Source organism: Bacillus sp. BSL6, from assembly GCF_052928345.1.
The window spans coordinates 784,643-805,167 of record NZ_JAVGCW010000002.1 but is presented as its reverse complement, the minus strand read 5'-3'; the positions used below and the strand labels follow the sequence as shown (position 1 = coordinate 805,167).

Here is a 20,525-nt window from a genome sequence, read left to right as displayed (position 1 = left end):
TGGAGGAATGAATATGAAATTTATAAAAGTAACAGCGACATCCGCATTATTAGTATCAGCATTATCATTTGGGGGAGCAGCTGCATTTGCAGAAGAGACGAAAACATTAGATTCAACTGCAATTGTAAAGTTTAAAGCGAACGAAAGTATTACTGGCCCTGTTGACCCAGAAAATCCAGATCCGAATACAACAGTTGAACCAGTTGATCCAACAAATCCAGATGGTAAACCAGAGCCAGGAACAACTGGTCCATTAAGCATTGATTTTGCATCTTCTCTTGATTTTGGGGAGAACGTAATCTCAACGAAAGATGAAACATATTTTGCAGCAACGCAAAAATTTAAAGATGGACAAGAGAAACCTAACTATGTTCAAGTAACAGATAACCGCGGAACAGAGGCTGGTTGGACATTATCAGTAAAACAAAATGGTCAATTTATAGATTCAAAAGGTAATGAATTAACAGGTGCGAAAATTACGTTTACTAACGGTACTGTAAATACAGCTTCAAAATCAGCTAAGCCATCCGAAGTAATGCCTTCATTTGATTTAACAGCAGATGGAACAGGTGCAGTGCAAAATGTAGTAGAGGCAAAAGCTGGCGAGGGTGCTGGAACGTACGTATATAAATTTGGTGATGATGCAACGAAAGCTGAAAGTATTAAATTAGAAGTGCCTGGTGCAACAACAAAATATGCAGATGAGTATAAGACGACATTAACATGGACTTTATCAGATGTACCAGCAAATGAAGTGGGTCAATCTGAACAAGGGTAAATATATGTTGCTGAATAAATGCTATTAATGTGAGAGTTATCAAATACATGAATAAATAAAAAAATATATTGTTTCTGCTTCTATGCCCTGCGTTCTAAATTGGAAAGGTGTTTAAATGAAATGAAATATGTGAAAAAAATAGTATCGATTCTATTATTGACTGTATTTATGATTGGATTGGGTGGTGCCTATCAATCTAAGACTTTAGCAGCAGAATTAAATTTTGCAGTAAAGCCAATTATTCCAGAAAATCAACGTGATAAAAATAAAACGTATTTTGACTTAAGAGTTAAACCGGGTCAACAACAAACATTGAAGATAGTGTTGACGAACGATACAAAACAGGCTGTTACAATCGAATCGAAAGTTAATGTAGCAGTAACAAATGTAAATGGTATTGCGGATTATAGCATGGAAGTGAAAGAACATGATAAAACATTAAAGCTACCAATTACAGATGTAGTGAAAACTGTTAATGAAATTACAGTGCCTGCAAAAGGGCAAATTGAATTACCAGTGGAAGTGAAAATGCCAGAGGAAGAATTCGATGGTATTTTATTAGGTGGTATTTCACTACAAGAAAAAGAGAAGAAAGATAATAAGCCACAACAAAAAAAGAACGTATCCATAGAAAATCGTTATTCTTATGTTGTTGGGTTAGTGTTGAATGAAAATGATAATGAGGTAGAACCTCATTTAACATTAAACGATGTAGCTCCGGGACAAATGAATGCTCGAAATGTCATTAACGCTAATATTCAAAATACAAAGCCGATGCTAGTGAATCAGCTATCGATAGATGCGAAAATTTCACGTAAGGGATCATCTGAAGTATTGTATCACTCTGAAAAAAAAGGAATGCAGATGGCACCTAATTCTAATTTTAATTATCCAATTCAGTTAGAAGGACAGCCATTAGAAGCGGGAGAATATAGAGCTACAATTACGGCCGAGTCAAAAGGGAAAACATGGACTTGGACGAAAGATTTTGTTATTAAAGCTGATACAGCAAAGAAATATAATAAATCAGATGTATCAATTAAAAAGGATTACACATGGTACTATGTGCTCGGAGGAGTATTATTAATTTTAATTGCGATATTCTTCTATTTCCTTGGACGCCGTAAGTCAAAAAAAGAAGAACAAAAGTAAAAATGTAATACATGTAAAAAATCTGAGCAATGGATGGAGAAAATAGTTCTTTGCTCAGATTTTTCATTGTATACGTAAAAGCGAATAAGAGGATGCTAGATAAATAGAGAAAGATAGGAGGTAATAATGTGCTAAGGAAACTCATGAAAATTTGTTTTGTTATGTTACTGTTACTATCTACAGTAAGTAATATTCAAATTCCAACTGCCATGGCACAGGATATGATTGAACAAGTGGATGACGATTTACCCGGGAAGATGTGTGGACATCCTGTGAGAACTGTTAATGGTGGATTTGAAAAGCCATTGTGGAAAAGAGGAGATGTGTTTTTTACACCAGAAGAGGTGCCTGGGTGGGACACAATACCATTTCGAAGATTAACGACAACTGAGTACAACAAAGAAGTACCAGATGCTTTGAAAAGAAGATATCCAGATGCACAATCTGGAAGACTAATTGAAATTCAGCATAAATCACTTGGATATAGTGATGCAAAAGAGGGGAATCAATATGCTGAATTAAATGCAGCGGTAGGTGGCGTTTTATATACGAAGATTCCCGTGCCAAATCCTAAAAAGGATATACATATTAGTGTATACCATAAACAACGTCAAACATCACCAGCTGAAACTATGCATATCGTAAGTGGTGCAGGAACCCCGCAAATTAAGACGAGTGGAAGTGGTTCTAGTATGAGGGGAGAAGTAGTTAATACAATCTATAAATCTCCTGAATATAGAGCGACGGGGCAGTGGGTAGAGAGAAATGTGAAAGTTCCGGCAGAGGAGCTTCCGGATAGTGGAGATATATACTTAGGGTTCTATACTCCACGAGTGAATAGTAGTATAGGGAACTTTATAGATAATGTTCACTTTGGAACAGAGGCGTGTTTAGATTATGAAAAGAAAGCACCTAAGCAAGTAAAAGTGGGCGATACGTTTAACTATACAGTTACAGCTAAAAATGTCGGGGGTTTCCCAGCAGAAATGATTAGCTTAAAAGATGTATTACCTGAGGAAGTAATTGAGAATGGAAAACCAACTGCGAGAGTAAAGAGTGCAGAAACAGGGAAAACGCAAGCTGTTAATCTACAATTTTCAGCTCAAAGTGGTTACAGTCATATGCGATATCCAGGTGAGCTGGATATAGATGATGTGATTGAGTTTACTATACCAGTAAAAGCTATGCAGGCAGGTGAGGTAAAAAACCAAGCATCTATTAGGTATTTTGATACAGCTGCTGATGTCGATATGGAATGGGAACAGACGAATGTAGCGTCGACTATAATACAATATTCTGATGCAGATGTGTCGATTCAAAAGTCAGTAAAATCACGTGATGGCGCAGAAAAAGTTTTCCCGGGTCAGTTTATGGACTATACCATTAAGGTTGAAAATCATACTATACATTCAGAGGCAAAAAATGTACGGATTGAAGATTTGCTGCCAGAAGGGATTGAACCAGCGGGAGATATAAAGATAACGAAACAACCAGATAATATGGAAATATCAACTCAGCATGAAGAGAAGCAGTTATCTTATACGATTCCATCTCTTAAAGAAAATGAGAGTGTAACAGTAGAAATCCCTGTAAAAATATTACCTTCTGCAATGCAAAAAACAGTTAGCAATACGGCAAAGTTAACATATCAGCAACCAGATGATAAAGTTGTAACAAAAGAGAGTAAAGCTGATTTTTCAGTTTTACCATTGAATCCATTTATTAAACTAAACAAGGCAGTAGAAAAAGTAGATGGTGGCGATACATACCATATAGGTGATCGTGTTAAATATACGATAACTGTGGAAAATACAATTCCAGGTTCTATTGCTAATAGTGTCAATGTAAATGTATTTGATAAATTGCCAGAGGGTATTACAGTAGATAAGGCATCGATTCAAATGAGCATACCAGAAGCGAAATATACAATAGATGAAAAAGAAGGGCAGCTAATATTTCAATTAGGTCAGTTAGTTAATGAACAAAAAACTACAATAACATTTGAGGCTGTCTTGAATGAGAAAGCAATAGAAAAAGCAGTAGTCAATACGGTGAAAGCAAAAATTGATCTTCCGAATGGAGGGGGAGAATTCGAGCCAGATCCGAGTAATCCAGCAACAGTAATTATTCAATCGAAAGAACCGAAGTTAAGTGGAGAAAAATCTCATATCGATGTAAACGGCGGGGAAGTAAAGTTTGGAGATACGATTCAGTATACTGTGCGGTTGAAACAAGAAGAAATAGCGTCTTCTCTTAAGAACGTTATGATAGAAGATACGTTACCAGCGTATCTACAGTATAAAGAAGGAAGCGGAAAAGTAGTAAAACTAATAAATGGACAAGAGCAAGGGACAAGCATTCCGGTTCTTGTGCAAGGGAATAAATTACTAGCTCAAATTGGTGATATGAAGCATGTAGAAGAATACGCATTAATATTTGAGACAGAAGTGTTACGTTCTGGTGCTGGGAAAACATTTATAAATGAAGCAATTGTGAAAGGAAATAAGCCAATTATTGAAGCTGATGGAACTGTCAAAATAGGCGATGAGATAAGCATTACAATTGCAGATAAAGCGGCTTTAGTAGTTAAGCCATATGATGAACCAACAAAACCAATTGATCCAGAAGATCCGAAGAAACCGGTTGATCCAATAGATGAAACAACGCCAGATAAGAAGCCGGTAGGTGGTACAAAAGGTCCTTTAAGTTTAGACTTTGCATCTTCTTTAAACTTTGGAGAGCAATTCATTTCTTCTAAGAACGAAAGTTATTTTGCAAAAGGACAAAAGTTAGAAGATGGTTCTACAAAAATGAATTATGTACAGGTAACGGATAATCGTGCCAATATGTCATCGTGGACGCTATCAGTAAGACAAAATGGTCCATTAAAAGATAAGCAAGGTCGAGAATTGACAGGAGCGAAAATTACATTCCATAATGCAGAAATCATTTCGAGTGTACAGATGCCAGGGTTATCCCTTATTAAAGATTCTTTTGATGTCACAGCAGATGGATCAGGAGCAGCACAAAATGTTCTTGTAGGAAAGTCTGGGGAAGAAGAAGCAACATATGTGTATCGTTTTGGAAATGATAAGACAAAAGAATCAAGCATCCAATTGGATATACCTGGTGAGACAACGAAGTATGCAACATCATATGAAACATCATTTACTTGGTCATTAAGTGATGTTCCAGCTAATGAGTGAAATGGCAAATAGTGAAAAGGAGCATCTTTAAATAGATGCTCCTTTTCACTATTTAGGGATTAGTTATAAAAGGATTTATGAATTAAAGTGTTCGGAGAATATAAAGGGAAATTAGAGTAGACATTAGTAGGTCCGATGCAATAAATTGCGGTGGTCACGCAAGGAGAAATGCGCTTGTACGAGAAAAGTGTTCGGTGATATAAAGAATAAACTATAGTATAGTTACATTAAAGGCAAACAGAAAACTCGCGAGGACTGACAGCTTAATATATTGCCTTTTATTAGGTTGGGTAGTCGTATTCAATTATACATAAAAAATAGAATTAATTTATAATACAGTCGATTATTTTGAGACACGGCAAAAGAATTCACTGTATTATAATTTGTCGTTTGTTACCTTTATTATTGTTAATAAAGTAAAGGTTAACTTTTTGGATGAGTTACTCCAATCATAAAAATACTATATGTTGTCGGTATAGAGATTTTTATTGCCCGTTGTTATTTGTTGTTAATTCTGGAGGGACCTTCTTTATGAAGGTCCTTTTTTATGTTTTAATACAAACTTGAATTATTTTTTAAAATACTCCGTTTCAATATTCTTCTCCTTCAAAAACTTTTCAATCTCTTTTTGCTTTCTTCCATTCACTTTCTCAAAGCGCTTTGTAAAAGAAAAATCGGTTTTGAACAAGTTGCCATCTTCAGCGAGTTTGTCTAGTTCTTGCTCTAATTCTACTGAAAGTGCCGTAGACGATGAAATGTAATCATGAATTTCCTTCGAAGGCTGTTTGTAATCAGCAGGAATCGTATTGTTACTAATAAAATGATGGAAGTTCGCATCGTTTTGTTGAGCTAAATCTATTAGTTTTTGTAATTTCTCTCGGTCGGATTCAGTAACCTTCTCGTCAGACATGGCTGACGAAAGTGGAACGATGTTTTCGTATAACTCTCCGCTATAATCTAAATAAGTTTTTATACTTCGTTTCATTTCATCTTCGTTAATCGTTTCATTCTTTTTTGAGGAAGTAAATATAGTTTCAGGAATTTTAACCGTAACATCTTTAATAGATTGTACATCGTTTTCTTCCTTAGGTTGTGCACTGTTTGAACAAGCTGATAGAAATAAAAGAGTAAGTAGCATGAGTGAATATAAAGTATATTTCTTCATTTTAATCTCCTTTTTTATTCATTAATGTCTTTGTAAAATAGCAATATTCCATTTCAAATACTTTACTAAAAGTGCGTATATATGTTTGCCCATTTGGTAAGATATGACGGATATGAGTAAACCGACGCAAAAAGCGATGAACACATTATAAACATCGGAATAACTAATTTGATGAAACCCTTTAAAGAATCCTAATCCTATTAATAAAATAGGTGAAATAATTAATACTGGAGTGGCAATGATCAGTGCTAGAAGAAAAGGTAATAAAAAGAGTAGTACGAAAAAGGCGACAAAGATAAAGGCAAAGTTTAAAACACTTAAGTTCATAACAGAAAATAGTGCGGTTAGCATATTTTTAAAGCTTCGTTTACTGTCAGCATTGCTTATTGCATAGGAAACATTAATTTCTTTCGCGATCGTTTTAGGGTTTCCTAGTTTTCTAGCAATTTCTTCTTCACATTTGCCATCTTGTTTACCACTAATAAAATGAGTTTCGTATTCTGAGATAATATCCTCCTTTTCTGAATTAGGTATATTCCGTAGAGAGGAACTAAGTTGGCTTAAAAATTCACTTTTGTTCATTGCGATCACCTCCCTTTATAAAATAATGAATTATAGCTGAGAATCCGCTCTTTTTTGAAAGGGGGATATACTAACTACGAATGTTATTCCAATTAATGGGTGTTCCAATATTTACAAATATATCATTTAGTAGTGTTCTTTGCAAGGTACTGTAAACATTTTGGTACCGTGATGAGATGGAAGTTTTTTGTGTATTTTTAGAAGAGGTATAAAAATATTATTTTAGGATAAATAAAGGGTTGTAAGCGTATTCTCTAGTGGTTGTCAAAATAATGTCATATTCATATTGTTGGAAAAATAATGTATTTGTAATATAATGATAAATAATACTTCACCACATTAATTAACCAGGTGAAATTAAAATCTTTATTACACAAATTATGAAACAAAGGAATGATTAGTTTGAGTACAGGTGTAAAAGCAAACGACGTGAAGACAAAAACAAAAGGAGCAGATCTTGTTGTTGATTGTTTAATTAAACAAGGTGTTACACATGTTTTCGGTATTCCAGGAGCGAAGATTGATTCTGTATTTGATGTACTGCAAGAAAGAGGACCAGAGTTAATTGTATGTCGTCATGAACAAAACGCAGCATTTATGGCAGCTGCGATTGGTAGATTAACAGGAAAACCGGGCGTATGTCTTGTAACTTCAGGACCAGGGACATCAAATTTAGCGACAGGTCTTGTTACTGCGAATGCGGAGAGTGATCCCGTTGTTGCTTTAGCTGGTGCAGTTCCACGTACGGATCGATTAAAACGTACGCACCAATCTATGGATAATGCTGCACTATTCGAACCAATCACAAAATATAGCGTAGAAGTAGAGCATCCTGATAATGTGCCAGAAGCATTATCAAATGCATTTCGAAGTGCGACTTCCACAAATCCAGGCGCTACTTTAGTAAGTCTTCCGCAAGACGTTATGACTGCGGAAACGAATGTAGAGTCTATCGGTGCGCTTTCTAAGCCACAGCTTGGAATCGCTCCCACACATGATATTACATACGTAGTAGAAAAAATAAAAGCAGCGAAATTGCCGGTTATTTTACTCGGTATGAGAGCAAGCACAAATGAAGTGACGAAAGCTGTTCGTGAATTAATTGCGGATACAGAACTTCCTGTCGTTGAAACATATCAAGCAGCTGGTGCCATTTCACGTGAGTTAGAAGATCATTTCTTCGGCCGCGTTGGATTATTCCGTAACCAACCAGGTGATATTTTACTAGAAGAAGCAGATCTTGTTATTTCTATCGGTTATGACCCAATTGAGTATGATCCGAAATTCTGGAATAAACTTGGAGACAGAACGATTATTCATCTTGATGACCATCAAGCAGATATCGACCACGATTACCAACCAGAGCGTGAATTAATTGGTGATATCGCTTTAACTGTAAATAGCATCGCGGAGAAATTACCGAAACTTGTATTAAGTACGAAATCAGAAGCAGTGTTAGAGCGATTACGCGCGAAATTATCAGAACAAGCAGAAGTTCCAAATCGTGCTTCAGAAGGTGTTACACATCCGCTTCAAGTGATTCGTACACTTCGTTCTTTAATTAGTGATGATACAACTGTTACGTGTGACATCGGCTCTCATTACATTTGGATGGCAAGATGTTTCCGTTCTTATGAACCACGTAGATTATTATTTAGTAACGGTATGCAAACGTTAGGTGTTGCACTTCCTTGGGCAATTGCTGCTACTTTAGTAGAACCAGGTAAGAAAGTAGTTTCCGTATCAGGTGACGGTGGTTTCTTATTCTCAGCGATGGAATTAGAAACAGCGGTACGTTTAAATTCTCCAATTGTACATCTTGTATGGAGAGACGGTACGTATGATATGGTTGCGTTCCAACAAATGATGAAATATGGAAGAACATCAGCGACAGAGTTCGGTGATGTTGATATTGTAAAATATGCAGAAAGTTTCGGTGCGACAGGTCTTCGCGTTAACACGCCTGATGAATTAGAAGGTGTATTAAAAGAAGCATTAGCAGCAGACGGCCCTGTCATTATTGATATTCCAATTGACTATCGTGACAACATTAAATTAAGCGAAAAATTATTACCAAACCAATTAAACTAATGGAGGCAGATTTGAGATGACGGTTGCGCAATTAATTGATATTGATGCAAAAAGAACGAAAACGAATAACGAAGTATATCAAACATCTACAATGCTTGCGCTATTAGATGGTATATATGATGGTGTGATTAGCTTTGAAGATTTGAAAAAACATGGTGATTTCGGTATCGGCACATTTGATCAGTTAGATGGTGAAATGATTGCGTTTGATAACGAATTTTATCATTTACGTTCAGACGGTTCAGCAGAAAAAGTAGAGCCAGAAGAAACAACACCATTTGCGACTGTAACGTTTTTTGAAAAAGAAATGAGTTATACAGTGGAGCATCCGATGAATCGTGAAGAAGTGGAAGCATTATTACATGAATTAATGCCGAGTAAAAACTTATTTTACGGTATTCGAATGGATGGTACATTCCGCGAAGTAAGAACGAGAACTGTTCCAAAACAAGAAAAACCGTATACACCGCTCGTTGAAGTGACGAAATCACAACCAATCTTTTCCTTTAAAAATACGGAAGGTACGCTAGCTGGATTTTGGACACCAGATTATGCGCAAGGTATTGGTGTAGCTGGTTTCCACTTACATTATATTGATGATGAAAGAAGCGGAGGCGGGCACGTTTTTGATTATGTTGTTGAAAACTGCACAATCCAAATTTGTCAAAAAGCTCATATGCATTTAGCACTTCCAGAAACAGCTGACTTTATGGCGGCTGAATTATCTAGAGAAAACTTAGAGGATAATATTGCGACTGCGGAAGGTGCGGAGTAAAAGGGAGAGACTGTTCCATTTTGGAACAGTCTTCTTTTATTCGTAATTGTCATCATTTGTCGGTAAGTCGATATTTCATGTCGAATCGTTGATATATTTGAAAAATCGTTGATATCGTTCATTTCTTTGAAATAAACGGATGCCCCTCATAATAAAAACGCCACGGATAATGTACAGCTTCTTCTGCATAGTCGATATTAATACGAGGCCCTGCTGTTATTTTATATTGTGATGATATGTGTTCTTCTTCTGGGACGAGTTCAATATGCAATGTGTCACTTTGTAATGATACGCCTCGTTCTTCTAAAGTGATTCCAAGGGCACGACATAATTTGCCAGGTCCGTTCGTTAAGTTTTTATATTGCGCTTTTGTAATGTCTGTTTTGTTGTAGCGCGCTAGTTTTATTTCTTCTATTCCATCTACCGGCTCAAGGGCTCGAATGAGAACACCTTGCGGGGTGCCTACTGGTGCTGTAATGACGTTAAAACAATGGTACATACCGTAAATTAAATATACGTAAGCATGTCCTGGCGCACCAAACATGACTTCTGTACGATCAGTCCGTCTGCCGCCGTAACTATGTGCGGCCTTATCACCCGGACCTTTGTATGCTTCTACTTCAACAATGATTCCACTTCGCTTTATTCCGTCTACAATATGAACAAGTTTCTGTCCGAGTAATTTTTTTGCGACTTCTAACGTATTGCCTTCATAAAAGGAAGGAGGTGCCTGCATTGTACTATCTCCTTTACTAAGTGTATATGTATATAGTAAACCAAATTTTCAGTAGAAATTCTAACTCGTTCTATTTGCTACATTTATTTCATAAATTATGGATAGAGTACAACAGCGAAGAGGGGGAGTGCGACATGATTTATCGCTTACTAGCTCTTAATATAGATGGGACACTACTATACAACAACGGAAAAATTGCAAAAGGATTACGTGAAACAATTGAATTTGTAAAAAGAAAAGATGTATACGTTACATTATTTACGAGCCGTAATTTTCAGTCCGCTCATAAAGTAGCAAAGGCGTTAAAATTAGATTCTATATTAGTGACACACGGTGGTGCTTTCGTTTCAGCAACGTTAGATAAGCCGTACGTTCAAAGAAGATTATCGGAAGAGAAGACATTTAACATTGTGCAAGTGTTAGAGCATTTTGACTGTAACGTCCGTATTTCTCATGAACGGTTTTCAATCGGAAATCGCGAGAGAAATACACCAAACTTAATTGCGCGTACGGTGTTATCGAGTGCAGATCCGTTATTTTATCCAGTTCAATTTGTGGATTCATTAGGTGATGCGCTTCGTGATCATCCAGTAGCGGCACCAAAAATTGATGTTCTTTTCCAAACGAAAGGTGAAAAAGAAAGAGGGCTCAATACATTAAGAAAAGCATTTCAAGATATAGAGTACGTTGAGTGTGATTCAAAACGAATAGAAATTTTGCCGCAAAATGTATCAAAATTACGCGGATTACAATTGCTTGGAGAGCATTTAAATATTTCGCTAAACGAAATGGTTGCGATTGGAGATAGTTTAGAAGATCTAGAAGTAATTGAAAATGTAGGGCTTGGTGTAGCGATGGGGAACTCGCCTGTAGAATTAAAACAAGCGGCCGACTGGATTACACGTTCAAATAGTGAGAACGGCGTAGAGTATATGATTAAAGAGCATTTCCGCAAGCAATTCCCGCTTCCGTTTTTGAAGAATCATAAAAATACACCGAAACGATAAAAGAAAAACGTAGCTTTTGGCTACGTTTTTCTTTGTTTAAGCTTCAATAACTTTAAGCATTCGATTTAAAAATGCGGCTGCTTCAGAGCGTGTTGCTGTGCCTTTTGGTACGAATTCATTTCGTTCGTTACCTTTTACAATTCCGTATGCGTAAACATTTTGTAATGCTTTTTTATCGTATGCTAAGTGTTGGTCAGTGAATGGTAATTTCACTTCTTTTCTATAAATCCAGTTATATTCTAATGCACGGTCAATCATAATAACAGCTTCATCACGTGTTATTGTAGCATTGGGATCAAATTTATTATTCCCACGACCATTAATGATACCTGCGCTAGCAGCACGTTTAATTCCATCTACTAAAGATGGATGTGCCTCGTTTAAGTCTGTAAATTTAGCATTTCCAGCAGGTAGTTTTAAAGCTCTCGACATTAAATTTGCAAACTCAGCTCGTGTTACGAGACGGTTTGGCCAATAAGAACCATTTCCATCACCGAACATGATTTTTCTAGCAGCTAATTGACGAATGTCCTGTTCATACCAACCACCTGTAATGTCGTCTTTTTCATGAGGGACTTCTGGCGGCGGCATAACATCTTTACGATGTTCGTTATAGTAAGCGTTCGTGCCCTTTAAGAAAGCATCCCATTGTCCACGTTGAATCATAAATGCAGGGCAGTTTTTTCCGCTCCAAAATTGATGCTTTTGAACGTGATCTAGAGATATGTTTAATTCATTCATTAAGAAAGCAGCTAACTTGCGCGCATTTTCTACCGCTTTCGTATAATTTCCATCACTATTCACAGCAATTTCAATTCCGATAGATTCATAGTTTCCAGTTTTATCTCCAGCATGCCACCCAACTTCATTTAGGGGAAGATGTTGATAAATTTCTTTGTCATCTACTGTAAAATGCCAAGACGCTGAACGATCAGTATTTCCGCGAGCTTGATTATCTAAGTACTTCGCATGATTTAAAGCGTTCGCACCTTTACTTGTATTAGCAGTTTCATGAATTGTAATGTATTTCGGTTCCATTGCGTAGCCAGGGCGAATATTTTCATTCCCTTTTGGAACAATCATTTCTTTAAATGTAACACCATAAACGTTATTTGTAGGTAAATTAGATGGTGTTTTGAAGAAAGTTGCGCTTCTCTTTTCGATAGCACCTGTTTTTTCAAATAATGATGCTTTCGTACCGTCGAATGTAGCTGAAGGAGCATAAATCCATTTCTCAGTTCCGTTCATTTGAATGTTAAACCAATTCCCAGCTTGTTCAGTAGGAGTTACTGTTTGTGGCTGTAATTTCGTTTCTTCTTTAAACGATTGGAAAGGGAAGGAATATAATGATGCTTCTTCTGTTACAATTAGTTTTTGATTCGAGAGTGTATGAATCTCTTGTACTTCTAAACTATTACTTTCCTTATTAACCCAGCCAGCACCAAACGTAGTTTGTATGTAATATGCATTCCCTTTTTTCTTCGTTGCTTTTACTACTGGTTCAGCAATTTCAATATTTGTTTTCGTTTTTAAGTCGTTTGAATCGTATAGTGGAAGTTTTGTTGATAAGTGGAGAAGATATTCACCCGAGATTTCAAGGTCGTTTTCTTCGTCATGTCTATGCTGTTTTGCATGTTCTTCAATGCTTTTTAAAGCTTGCTCATCCATAGACAATTCCGCAGTTTTCTCTATGCTTTCCGCGAATGAATGGATAGGTGCTACAAATGTTTGTAATGCTAAAGATAGTGCTAAAATATTGTAAAACTTTTTTTTCATAGTTGTTTTAACACGTGATAGTCTTTATGTCGTGTTAAGAGTCCTCCTTTATATGTATTTAAATTAGTAGCAAGTACTAATACGTTCTAGATTGTAACAAGAGTATATTCTAATGTCTATACAACTAGGGAAAGTTCATGAAAAAATCAATATTCAGTTTGTTTTAAATAGGATATGAAAATAAGGTAAAACCTTCTGTATTGACCTGCAAACGCCCTTCAAGTAAACTAAAGAGAGTTTGCAAATGAAAAGGTGATAATGTTGTTAATTTCAATTAAAACGTTACAAGATGATCGTTTTTTACGTCCGCTACAAAATATTGGCGGCTTATTTTTTGAAGATAGTACGATTGGATTTGAACAAGAGGAAGCAAATCTTATCGTTGATATACACATTGAAGAGAATGTGAAAGCATCAGCTCGTTTAACAGATGTTGCGACTGGAAATGTGTATGAAGAAACATTCGCAAAAGATTTATCTGCTTTTACAGATGAAAAAGAGCGTATGAAGCAAGTGAAGCACGTTGTTTCTTATGTATATCTTTCTGTTCTTCAGCAGTTAACTGGTATTGAACAAAGCTGGGGTATTTTAACTGGAGTTCGTCCAACGAAACTTCTTCATAAAATGCTTCAAAATGGTATGTCAAAAGAAGAAGCACACCAAGAACTTCGTGAAAGTTATTTAATTCATGAAGAGAAAATTGAACTTCTTCAACGTATCGTTGATTGTCAATTAGCGGTAGTTCCAGATTTATATCGTTTGAAAGAGGAAGTAAGTATTTATATCGGTATTCCATTCTGCCCAACAAAGTGTGCGTACTGTACATTCCCGGCGTATGCAATTAACGGACGTCAAGGCTCTGTTGATTCATTCTTAGGTGGTTTACATTATGAAGTTCGTGAAATTGGTAAGTTTTTAAAAGAAAAAGGTGTAAAAGTTACGACGATTTATTACGGCGGCGGTACACCGACAAGTATTACAGCAGAAGAGATGGATATGCTGTATGAAGAAATGTATGAAGCGTTCCCAGATGTGAAAAATGTGCGTGAAGTAACAGTTGAGGCAGGTCGCCCAGATACAATTACGCCAGCGAAGCTAGAAGTGTTAAATAAATGGAACATTGACCGTATTAGTATTAATCCGCAGTCATACCATCAAGAAACATTAAAAGCAATTGGACGTCATCATACTGTAGAAGAAACAATTGAGAAGTATCATTTAGCTCGTGAAATGGGAATGAATAATATTAATATGGATTTAATTATTGGTCTTCCTGGTGAAGGGTTAGATATTTTCAAGCATACGCTAGATGAAACAGAAAAGTTAATGCCAGAATCATTAACAGTTCATACGTTATCATTTAAACGTGCTTCTGAAATGACGCAAAACAAACGTAAATATAAAGTAGCAGGTCGCGAAGAAATTACAGCGATGATGCACGAAGCAGAAGAGTGGACGCAAAAGCATAATTACGTACCATATTACCTATATCGTCAAAAGAATATTTTAGGTAATTTAGAGAACGTTGGTTATGCAATGCCGACGCAAGAAAGTATTTACAACATTGTCATTATGGAAGAAGTACAATCAATTATCGGACTTGGTTGTGGTGCATCAAGTAAATTTGTTCATCCGAAAACGGGAGCAATTACGCACTTTGCGAATCCGAAAGATCCAAAATCATATAACGATGGCTTCGTAAAATATACAGAAGACAAACTGAAAATTTTAGAAGAGCTATTTGCATAAGAAGAAAGGAGCTGTTCCGAGTCGGGACAGCTTCTTTTTTATCTTGTCAGTTTTTATCGGTAAGTCGATATATTCGAAAAATCGCCGATATAATTTCACTTACCGCTAAAACCAGAACTGTTTGTAAAACTATGTCGATAATAATCAGAAAAATTAGTCAAATCATTAAAGGACAATGTCTACTTATGGACGAAATGATAGATTTATGAAAGAGAAAAGGGGGAAATTGTTGGCATGTACATGACGATAGGGAGAATATTTGATTTAGCTGTTGGTAAGTATCCGAATAAAGAGGCGTTAGTGGAACCAGAAAAAAATATTCGCTGGACGTATAAACAGTGGGATGAGCAAATAAATAAAACGGCGCATGCTCTATTAGAAGAAGGGGTAAGAAAGGGCGATACGGTATCTGTTTACTTATATAATTGCCGTGAATTTGTAAACGTTTACTTAGCCTGTGCAAAAATTGGAGCGATCTTTAACCCGATCAATTTCCGCTTAAAAGCAAAAGAAGTATCTTATATTCTCCAGGACGCATCCTCGAAAGTAGTTGTTTTTGAAAAAGCAGTTGAGCCAACCGTGGCTATCATTGAACGAGATTTTCCGAATTCGTCTTTTTGGTATGTAGAAGACGATACACCTTCTTATGCTAGCTCCTACCATGAAAAAGTAAATGAAGCATCTTCCAAAAAAGTAGATATTGAAATTGGTGAAATGGATTATTGTTCTATGCTGTATACAAGCGGTACGACAGGTCATCCGAAAGGTGTATTACATCGTCATCGCGAAATGGCTGAGCATAGTATGATTTGTACGTATTTCCTAAAATATAATCGAGATAGTATTGGGCTTGTTGTAGCACCGTTATATCATTGCGGTGAGTTGAATGCTGGAATTATACCGCGCATTCAAGTTGGTGGGAAGAATGTTATTTTACATCACTTTGATACGGATAGAGTCTTACATACGATTCAAGAAGAGAAGATTACGACATTTTTTGCAGCACCGACGATGTGGAATATGTTATTGCAAAAAGATTTAACGCAGTATGATTTAACGTCAATGAAGATCGGTATATATGGAGGAGCGGCGATGGCTCCAGCATTAGTGAAAGAATGCAAAGAACGTCTTTATATTGATCTTGTACAAATTTACGGAATGACAGAAATGGGACCAGTTGTTGCGTTTCTCGTAGAAGAAGATCAAATTACGAAAGCTGGTTCAGCAGGCACGCCATGCTTTAGTCATGAAATTCGAATTGTAAAACCAAGCGAAGATGCACCGGCAGAACCAGATGATGTATTGCCTCCTTATGAAGTGGGAGAGATTATTTTGCGCGGCCCAACTATGATGGCTGGTTATCATAACCGAGAAGAAGCAAATGAAAAATCGATGTATAAAGGATGGTATCACTCTGGTGATTTAGGCTACTTCGATAAAGATGGTTATTTATTCGTCGCAGATCGCGTGGATGATATGGTTATTAGTGGCGGCGTTAATATTTATCCACGTGAAATTGAAGATTTCCTTCATAGTCATCCTGGTATATTGGATGTTGCAGTGCTCGGTGAGCCAGATGAATTATGGGGAGAACGTGTTGTGGCAGTCGTTGTAAAGAAAGATGAACATATTACAGAGGCAGATTTAGAAACATATTGTAAAGAAAGTGATGAATTAGCAGATTATAAACGTCCTCGTCATTATTTATTTGTGGATGAACTGCCTCGTAATGCGAGTGGAAAATTACAAAAGTTTGTGCTTAGAGAGTCTTTAAAAGGGGCAAAAAAATAGAAAGTGGGGGATGCCCACTTTCTATTTTTATTTACGTGAAAAACCTTCTTCATCAAGGTATTCTGCAGCTTCTGGATAAGAGTTGAATGTACCGTCTAAGTTTACACCAGCGTACACGTTCCACATATCATCCTCTGAGATAAGAGTAAGGATATGACCGTCTTCGTTTTGCCATTCTTCTTCTTTCGCAGGCTCTGCAGGAATTACTACTTCTTCTTGTGAAAGTAGTTCAATTGATTGCTCGATTACTGAGCGTAATTCATCTGCCGAAAATTCGCGGATGTTAACCATACCTTTATCATCCGTTTTGTAACCTTTAATACCACTTGCATATACAAATCCGTTTCCATTTGGATGTAAGTGATAAACAACGTTCTTTTTATCTAAACGACTTTCTTCAAAGTGAAAGTTCACACGTTTTAATGATACGTTTTTTCTTTCTAATTCTGGGAAAGATTCAATGATCGATAATTTTTCTTCAAAAGTTAGCATAGTGCCTCCAAATATATAATAAAAGATTTAATTTATCCATTATAGCACAGTTATAATGGTTTCCAAAGATGCGATAGGTACTTGTAATTGAATGCGTTTACGTCACGATACTGTAAAAAGTGGACTAACGAATGTATCTTTTTAGGTGTACAATGGAACGTGGACTTAATGTGAAGGTGGTTATTTATATGTTTCAAAAAATAGCAAAGGAATGTTTAGCTGGTTTTACTGTTGCAATTGTTGCGTTGCCACTTGCCATTGCATTTGGTATTGCTGCAACGGGAACATCTGAGGGAGCACTAGTCGGATTGTATGGTGCAATTTTTGCAGGCTTATTTGCGGCGTTATTTGGTGGTACACCTGGGCAGGTTACAGGGCCAACTGGACCAATTACGGTTATCGCAACAGGGGTTATTGCGACGCACGGATTAGAGGCGAGTTTTATAGCATTTATGATGGCGGGACTATTTCAAATTTTATTCGGTGTATGTAAGCTTGGCTCGTACGTTCGTTACATTCCGTATCCTGTCGTTTCAGGATTTATGAACGGTATCGCATTAATTATTATTTTAGGTGAAATGAAACATGTGCAAAATAGTTTTCTACTCGTCGTATTAACGATTATTGTCATGATTGTTTCCGGAAAGTGGATTAAGGCAATCCCATCTAGTTTAGTCGCATTAGTAGGTGTGACAGCTATGCTTCCTTTATTTTCTTCTGCTTTAGAAGGGCTTACAGTGAGGTTACCGGTTATCGGAAATTTGTCATTAAATAAGGTGATTGAAAAGATTGGGACGATTCCAGAAGCGATGCCAACGCTTCATATTCCATCTTTAAGTGGAACAGGCGTAGCAGAACTTGTTTTACCAGCGCTTAGTATTGCTTTATTAGGATCGATTGACTCGTTGTTAACATCGGTCGTAATGGATAATGTGACGGGCACACGTCATAAAAGTAATAAAGAACTGGTCGGACAAGGTATCGGTAATATGATGAGCGGATTGTTTGGCGGATTAGCAGGTGCAGGTGCGACTGTACGATCTATCGTTAATATAAGAAGTGGCGGTAAAACGGCGCTTTCAGCATGTATGCATAGTGTGATATTATTTATTTTCATTATGGGACTTGGATCGGTCGTACAATACATTCCACTTGCAGTATTATCAGGTATTTTAATTTTAACTGGTATTGGCATGTTTGATTGGGAAAGCATGAAGAAAATGCATGTAGCACCAAAAGGTGATGTCATTGTTATGCTCGTAACGATGGTTGTCACAGTGAAGTTTGATTTAATGATTGCTGTTGCATTCGGAATTATTCTTTCGTTCATTATATATATGGTGAAATGTAAAGAACGTAAAGCTTCTATTGTGAAAGAAAAGGAAGCGACGTATACGATTCAGGGACCGCTCTCTTTCCTATCAGTAGATCGTATTTTTACTACTTTACAAGATGTGAAGTCACCTATTATTTTACGTATGAAAGATGCCCGCTATATGGATGTATCAGGAGCTATGGCGTTATTAAATTTCATTGAGCAGTCGGATAAGTCGGGATTGAGTGTAATGCTAGAGCAAGTACCTGCTCATATTAAAAAGACGTTAGTAGTGATGGCGAGTAATGAGCAGAAAGATAAATTACTATTTGTAAAAACGGAAACTATATGAAGAAACACCCTTATATAAGGGTGTTTTGTTGTTTGTAACATCTGTATATCAAGATATTATGAGTCTGTTGACATTTATTCCTCTTAGCAGTATAGTAACATTCTAGATTAGGTATGTGATATTATAGTAATGTATATGAATTTTGAGATTCCTTTTTTGTCAGAAGGAAGAGCTTTAAGCTGGAGGGAATAATTGATGTACAAACAGTTACCACACGGAGTGAAGATTGGGATTACACGCTCAATTGTTGTTTCTTTTGAGAAGTATATGAAAGAAATTGAATGGAACGAAGAAAAGTTTGATATGCAACAATTTGTTGAACAGTGGAAACAGTATTTATACACAAAATCAACTTGGATTAATAAAGTAGATGACGAGTTGAAAGGACATCCAGATTTCCATCAAGCGTTAGCAATGAAAGTAAATGAAAAAATTAACGAGCTTATTAATGAAAAACCGAGCGAAGAACAAGTGGAGCAATTAAAAAGAAATAAAGTAAAACATGCAGATGAAATGTGCAAATTAGAAGCTGAATATCATATTGAACGTTTATTCGTAACGAAATAAATTTTACATAAAGAAAAAGCCTGTCCAAAGAGGTGTGATGACCATCTTTTTGAGCAGGCTTTTTGTATGAAAAAAAGTAAGAGAGGCGAGCCTCTCTATCTCTATGATTAGTCTTGTGGTACAAGTGCTTTCCAAGAAGATAGATCCATATCTTCTTTTAATATAGATGAAGCAGGGAAGACAAATGACCACGGTTTTGTAGTGTTCGCTTTAATTTCAAGGTTCGGTAATGTGAAAGCGCCTTTAACAACAACTGCACCTGTGGCATCTTCAATATGAAGAGGAAGTTGCTCTAGTTGAATGTTGTCTTTACAACCGTTACGAATAAGAAGCGTTGTATGTAAATCGCCGTTTTCTTTTCGTGCAGCTTGCAGACCTAGGAAGTTAATTTCACCATCATTTGGAGGTGTTAAATTGTCTACGAAATTACGTAAAGCTTCCTTGCTTGCTTCAGGTAACTGAGCTTCCCAAGATGGATCTAAATTTAATACATGCTTACTTTCAAGTTCGAACGCTAATTCCCAATCCGTTTGCGATAATTCAGCATCTGTAATTGTATCTTGCTCAAATGTAAAGATAAACGGCATATTTACATTTGCAGGAATATCTCCTAATGCAGAAAGGTTGAATGTTTTGCGCGCGCATAATTTTTTCTCTTTATTTAGAAGAATTAATGTAACTTCTTCGAAAGAAATTGGTTTCGGAACAGTGCTGCGAATAAATACAGCTACGTCATAACCGTTATCACGCTTTTCAATCTCAATTCCAGATAAAGAAATTTGATATTCTTCTAAACGTGGTAGTTCTTTATGTAAAAATTGATAAATGTATTTTTGTTCTTGTCCTACTGCCCCCCAGCTAGGGTGGAAGTAAAGCGTTGGTTTTACAGTTTTATTTTCAGTATTTGTGCTTTCTTGTCCGAATAGTTGATTACTAGAGACAGTCGTATCTTTTCCTTTTTTCTTAGCTTTTTTTAGGAATGATAACATAA

16 protein-coding genes are annotated in these 20,525 nt (G+C 36.4%); 10 read left to right on the top strand and 6 right to left on the bottom strand.

The window, feature by feature from the left end:
* Positions 1 to 13: 13 nt before the first annotated feature.
* The 3 genes from RCJ96_RS10370 (at position 14) to RCJ96_RS10360 (ending at position 5,136) form a co-directional block, all read left to right on the top strand.
* Positions 14 to 778, top strand: a complete 765-nt coding sequence (locus tag RCJ96_RS10370; RefSeq protein WP_242304063.1) for a WxL domain-containing protein — start codon at positions 14 to 16, stop codon at positions 776 to 778.
* Positions 779 to 898: 120 nt separating this feature from the next.
* Positions 899 to 1,930 carry a DUF916 and DUF3324 domain-containing protein gene (locus tag RCJ96_RS10365; protein WP_074607445.1) on the top strand — a complete coding sequence of 344 codons (1,032 nt, stop codon included), beginning with the start codon at positions 899 to 901 and terminating at the stop codon, positions 1,928 to 1,930.
* 128 nt (positions 1,931 to 2,058) lie between these two features.
* Positions 2,059 to 5,136, top strand: coding sequence for a WxL domain-containing protein (locus tag RCJ96_RS10360; protein WP_242304062.1), 3,078 nt, complete (start codon positions 2,059 to 2,061; stop codon positions 5,134 to 5,136).
* Between the two features lie 568 nt (positions 5,137 to 5,704).
* On the opposite strand, the gene RCJ96_RS10355 is transcribed toward RCJ96_RS10360, so the two are convergent.
* Positions 5,705 to 6,301 (bottom strand): NDxxF motif lipoprotein, encoded by a 597-nt coding sequence (locus tag RCJ96_RS10355; RefSeq protein WP_074607447.1) that lies wholly within the window; start codon positions 6,299 to 6,301, stop codon positions 5,705 to 5,707.
* Positions 6,302 to 6,322: 21 nt separating this feature from the next.
* Positions 6,323 to 6,883 carry a DUF1700 domain-containing protein gene (locus tag RCJ96_RS10350; RefSeq protein WP_416504271.1) on the bottom strand — a complete coding sequence of 187 codons (561 nt, stop codon included), beginning with the start codon at positions 6,881 to 6,883 and terminating at the stop codon, positions 6,323 to 6,325.
* 402 nt (positions 6,884 to 7,285) lie between these two features.
* Between RCJ96_RS10350 and alsS the strand changes: the two genes are divergently transcribed.
* Together alsS and alsD are read left to right on the top strand one after the other, a co-directional pair.
* A complete protein-coding gene (gene alsS / locus RCJ96_RS10345) occupies positions 7,286 to 8,974 on the top strand; it encodes an acetolactate synthase AlsS (RefSeq protein WP_074607451.1) in 1,689 nt (562 codons plus the stop codon).
* Positions 8,975 to 8,990: 16 nt separating this feature from the next.
* Positions 8,991 to 9,749: an alpha-acetolactate decarboxylase gene (alsD, locus tag RCJ96_RS10340; protein ID WP_270794794.1), complete on the top strand. Its 759-nt coding sequence runs from the start codon at positions 8,991 to 8,993 to the stop codon at positions 9,747 to 9,749.
* Between the two features lie 118 nt (positions 9,750 to 9,867).
* On the opposite strand, the gene RCJ96_RS10335 is transcribed toward alsD, so the two are convergent.
* Positions 9,868 to 10,485, bottom strand: coding sequence for a DNA-3-methyladenine glycosylase (locus RCJ96_RS10335; protein ID WP_416504270.1), 618 nt, complete (start codon positions 10,483 to 10,485; stop codon positions 9,868 to 9,870).
* A 134-nt stretch (positions 10,486 to 10,619) separates the two neighbouring features.
* Between RCJ96_RS10335 and RCJ96_RS10330 the strand changes: the two genes are divergently transcribed.
* Positions 10,620 to 11,492: a Cof-type HAD-IIB family hydrolase gene (locus RCJ96_RS10330; protein WP_061682699.1), complete on the top strand. Its 873-nt coding sequence runs from the start codon at positions 10,620 to 10,622 to the stop codon at positions 11,490 to 11,492.
* 36 nt (positions 11,493 to 11,528) lie between these two features.
* On the opposite strand, the gene RCJ96_RS10325 is transcribed toward RCJ96_RS10330, so the two are convergent.
* Positions 11,529 to 13,268 carry an S-layer homology domain-containing protein gene (locus tag RCJ96_RS10325; protein WP_416504269.1) on the bottom strand — a complete coding sequence of 580 codons (1,740 nt, stop codon included), beginning with the start codon at positions 13,266 to 13,268 and terminating at the stop codon, positions 11,529 to 11,531.
* A gap of 258 nt (positions 13,269 to 13,526) precedes the next feature.
* On the opposite strand from RCJ96_RS10325, the gene RCJ96_RS10320 reads away from it, so the two are divergent.
* Entirely contained in the window at positions 13,527 to 15,017 is a 1,491-nt protein-coding gene (locus RCJ96_RS10320; RefSeq protein ID WP_001998823.1) for a coproporphyrinogen III oxidase, read from the top strand.
* Positions 15,018 to 15,251: 234 nt separating this feature from the next.
* Complete coding sequence (locus tag RCJ96_RS10315; protein WP_416504268.1) at positions 15,252 to 16,808, top strand: fatty acid--CoA ligase; 1,557 nt, start codon at positions 15,252 to 15,254, stop codon at positions 16,806 to 16,808.
* A gap of 27 nt (positions 16,809 to 16,835) precedes the next feature.
* Here the strand turns inward: RCJ96_RS10315 and RCJ96_RS10310 are convergent, their stop codons facing one another.
* Positions 16,836 to 17,300, bottom strand: a complete 465-nt coding sequence (locus RCJ96_RS10310) for a hypothetical protein (protein ID WP_000955016.1) — start codon at positions 17,298 to 17,300, stop codon at positions 16,836 to 16,838.
* Between the two features lie 152 nt (positions 17,301 to 17,452).
* Here RCJ96_RS10310 and RCJ96_RS10305 point away from each other — a divergent pair, with 152 nt between their 5' ends.
* Positions 17,453 to 18,967, top strand: a complete 1,515-nt coding sequence (locus tag RCJ96_RS10305) for a SulP family inorganic anion transporter (RefSeq protein WP_416504302.1) — start codon at positions 17,453 to 17,455, stop codon at positions 18,965 to 18,967.
* Between the two features lie 195 nt (positions 18,968 to 19,162).
* Positions 19,163 to 19,534 (top strand): hypothetical protein, encoded by a 372-nt coding sequence (locus RCJ96_RS10300; protein WP_000278023.1) that lies wholly within the window; start codon positions 19,163 to 19,165, stop codon positions 19,532 to 19,534.
* Between the two features lie 107 nt (positions 19,535 to 19,641).
* Here the strand turns inward: RCJ96_RS10300 and RCJ96_RS10295 are convergent, their stop codons facing one another.
* Positions 19,642 to 20,523, bottom strand: a complete 882-nt coding sequence (locus RCJ96_RS10295) for an accessory Sec system S-layer assembly protein (protein WP_074607461.1) — start codon at positions 20,521 to 20,523, stop codon at positions 19,642 to 19,644.
* Between the last annotated feature and the right edge of the window lie 2 nt (positions 20,524 to 20,525).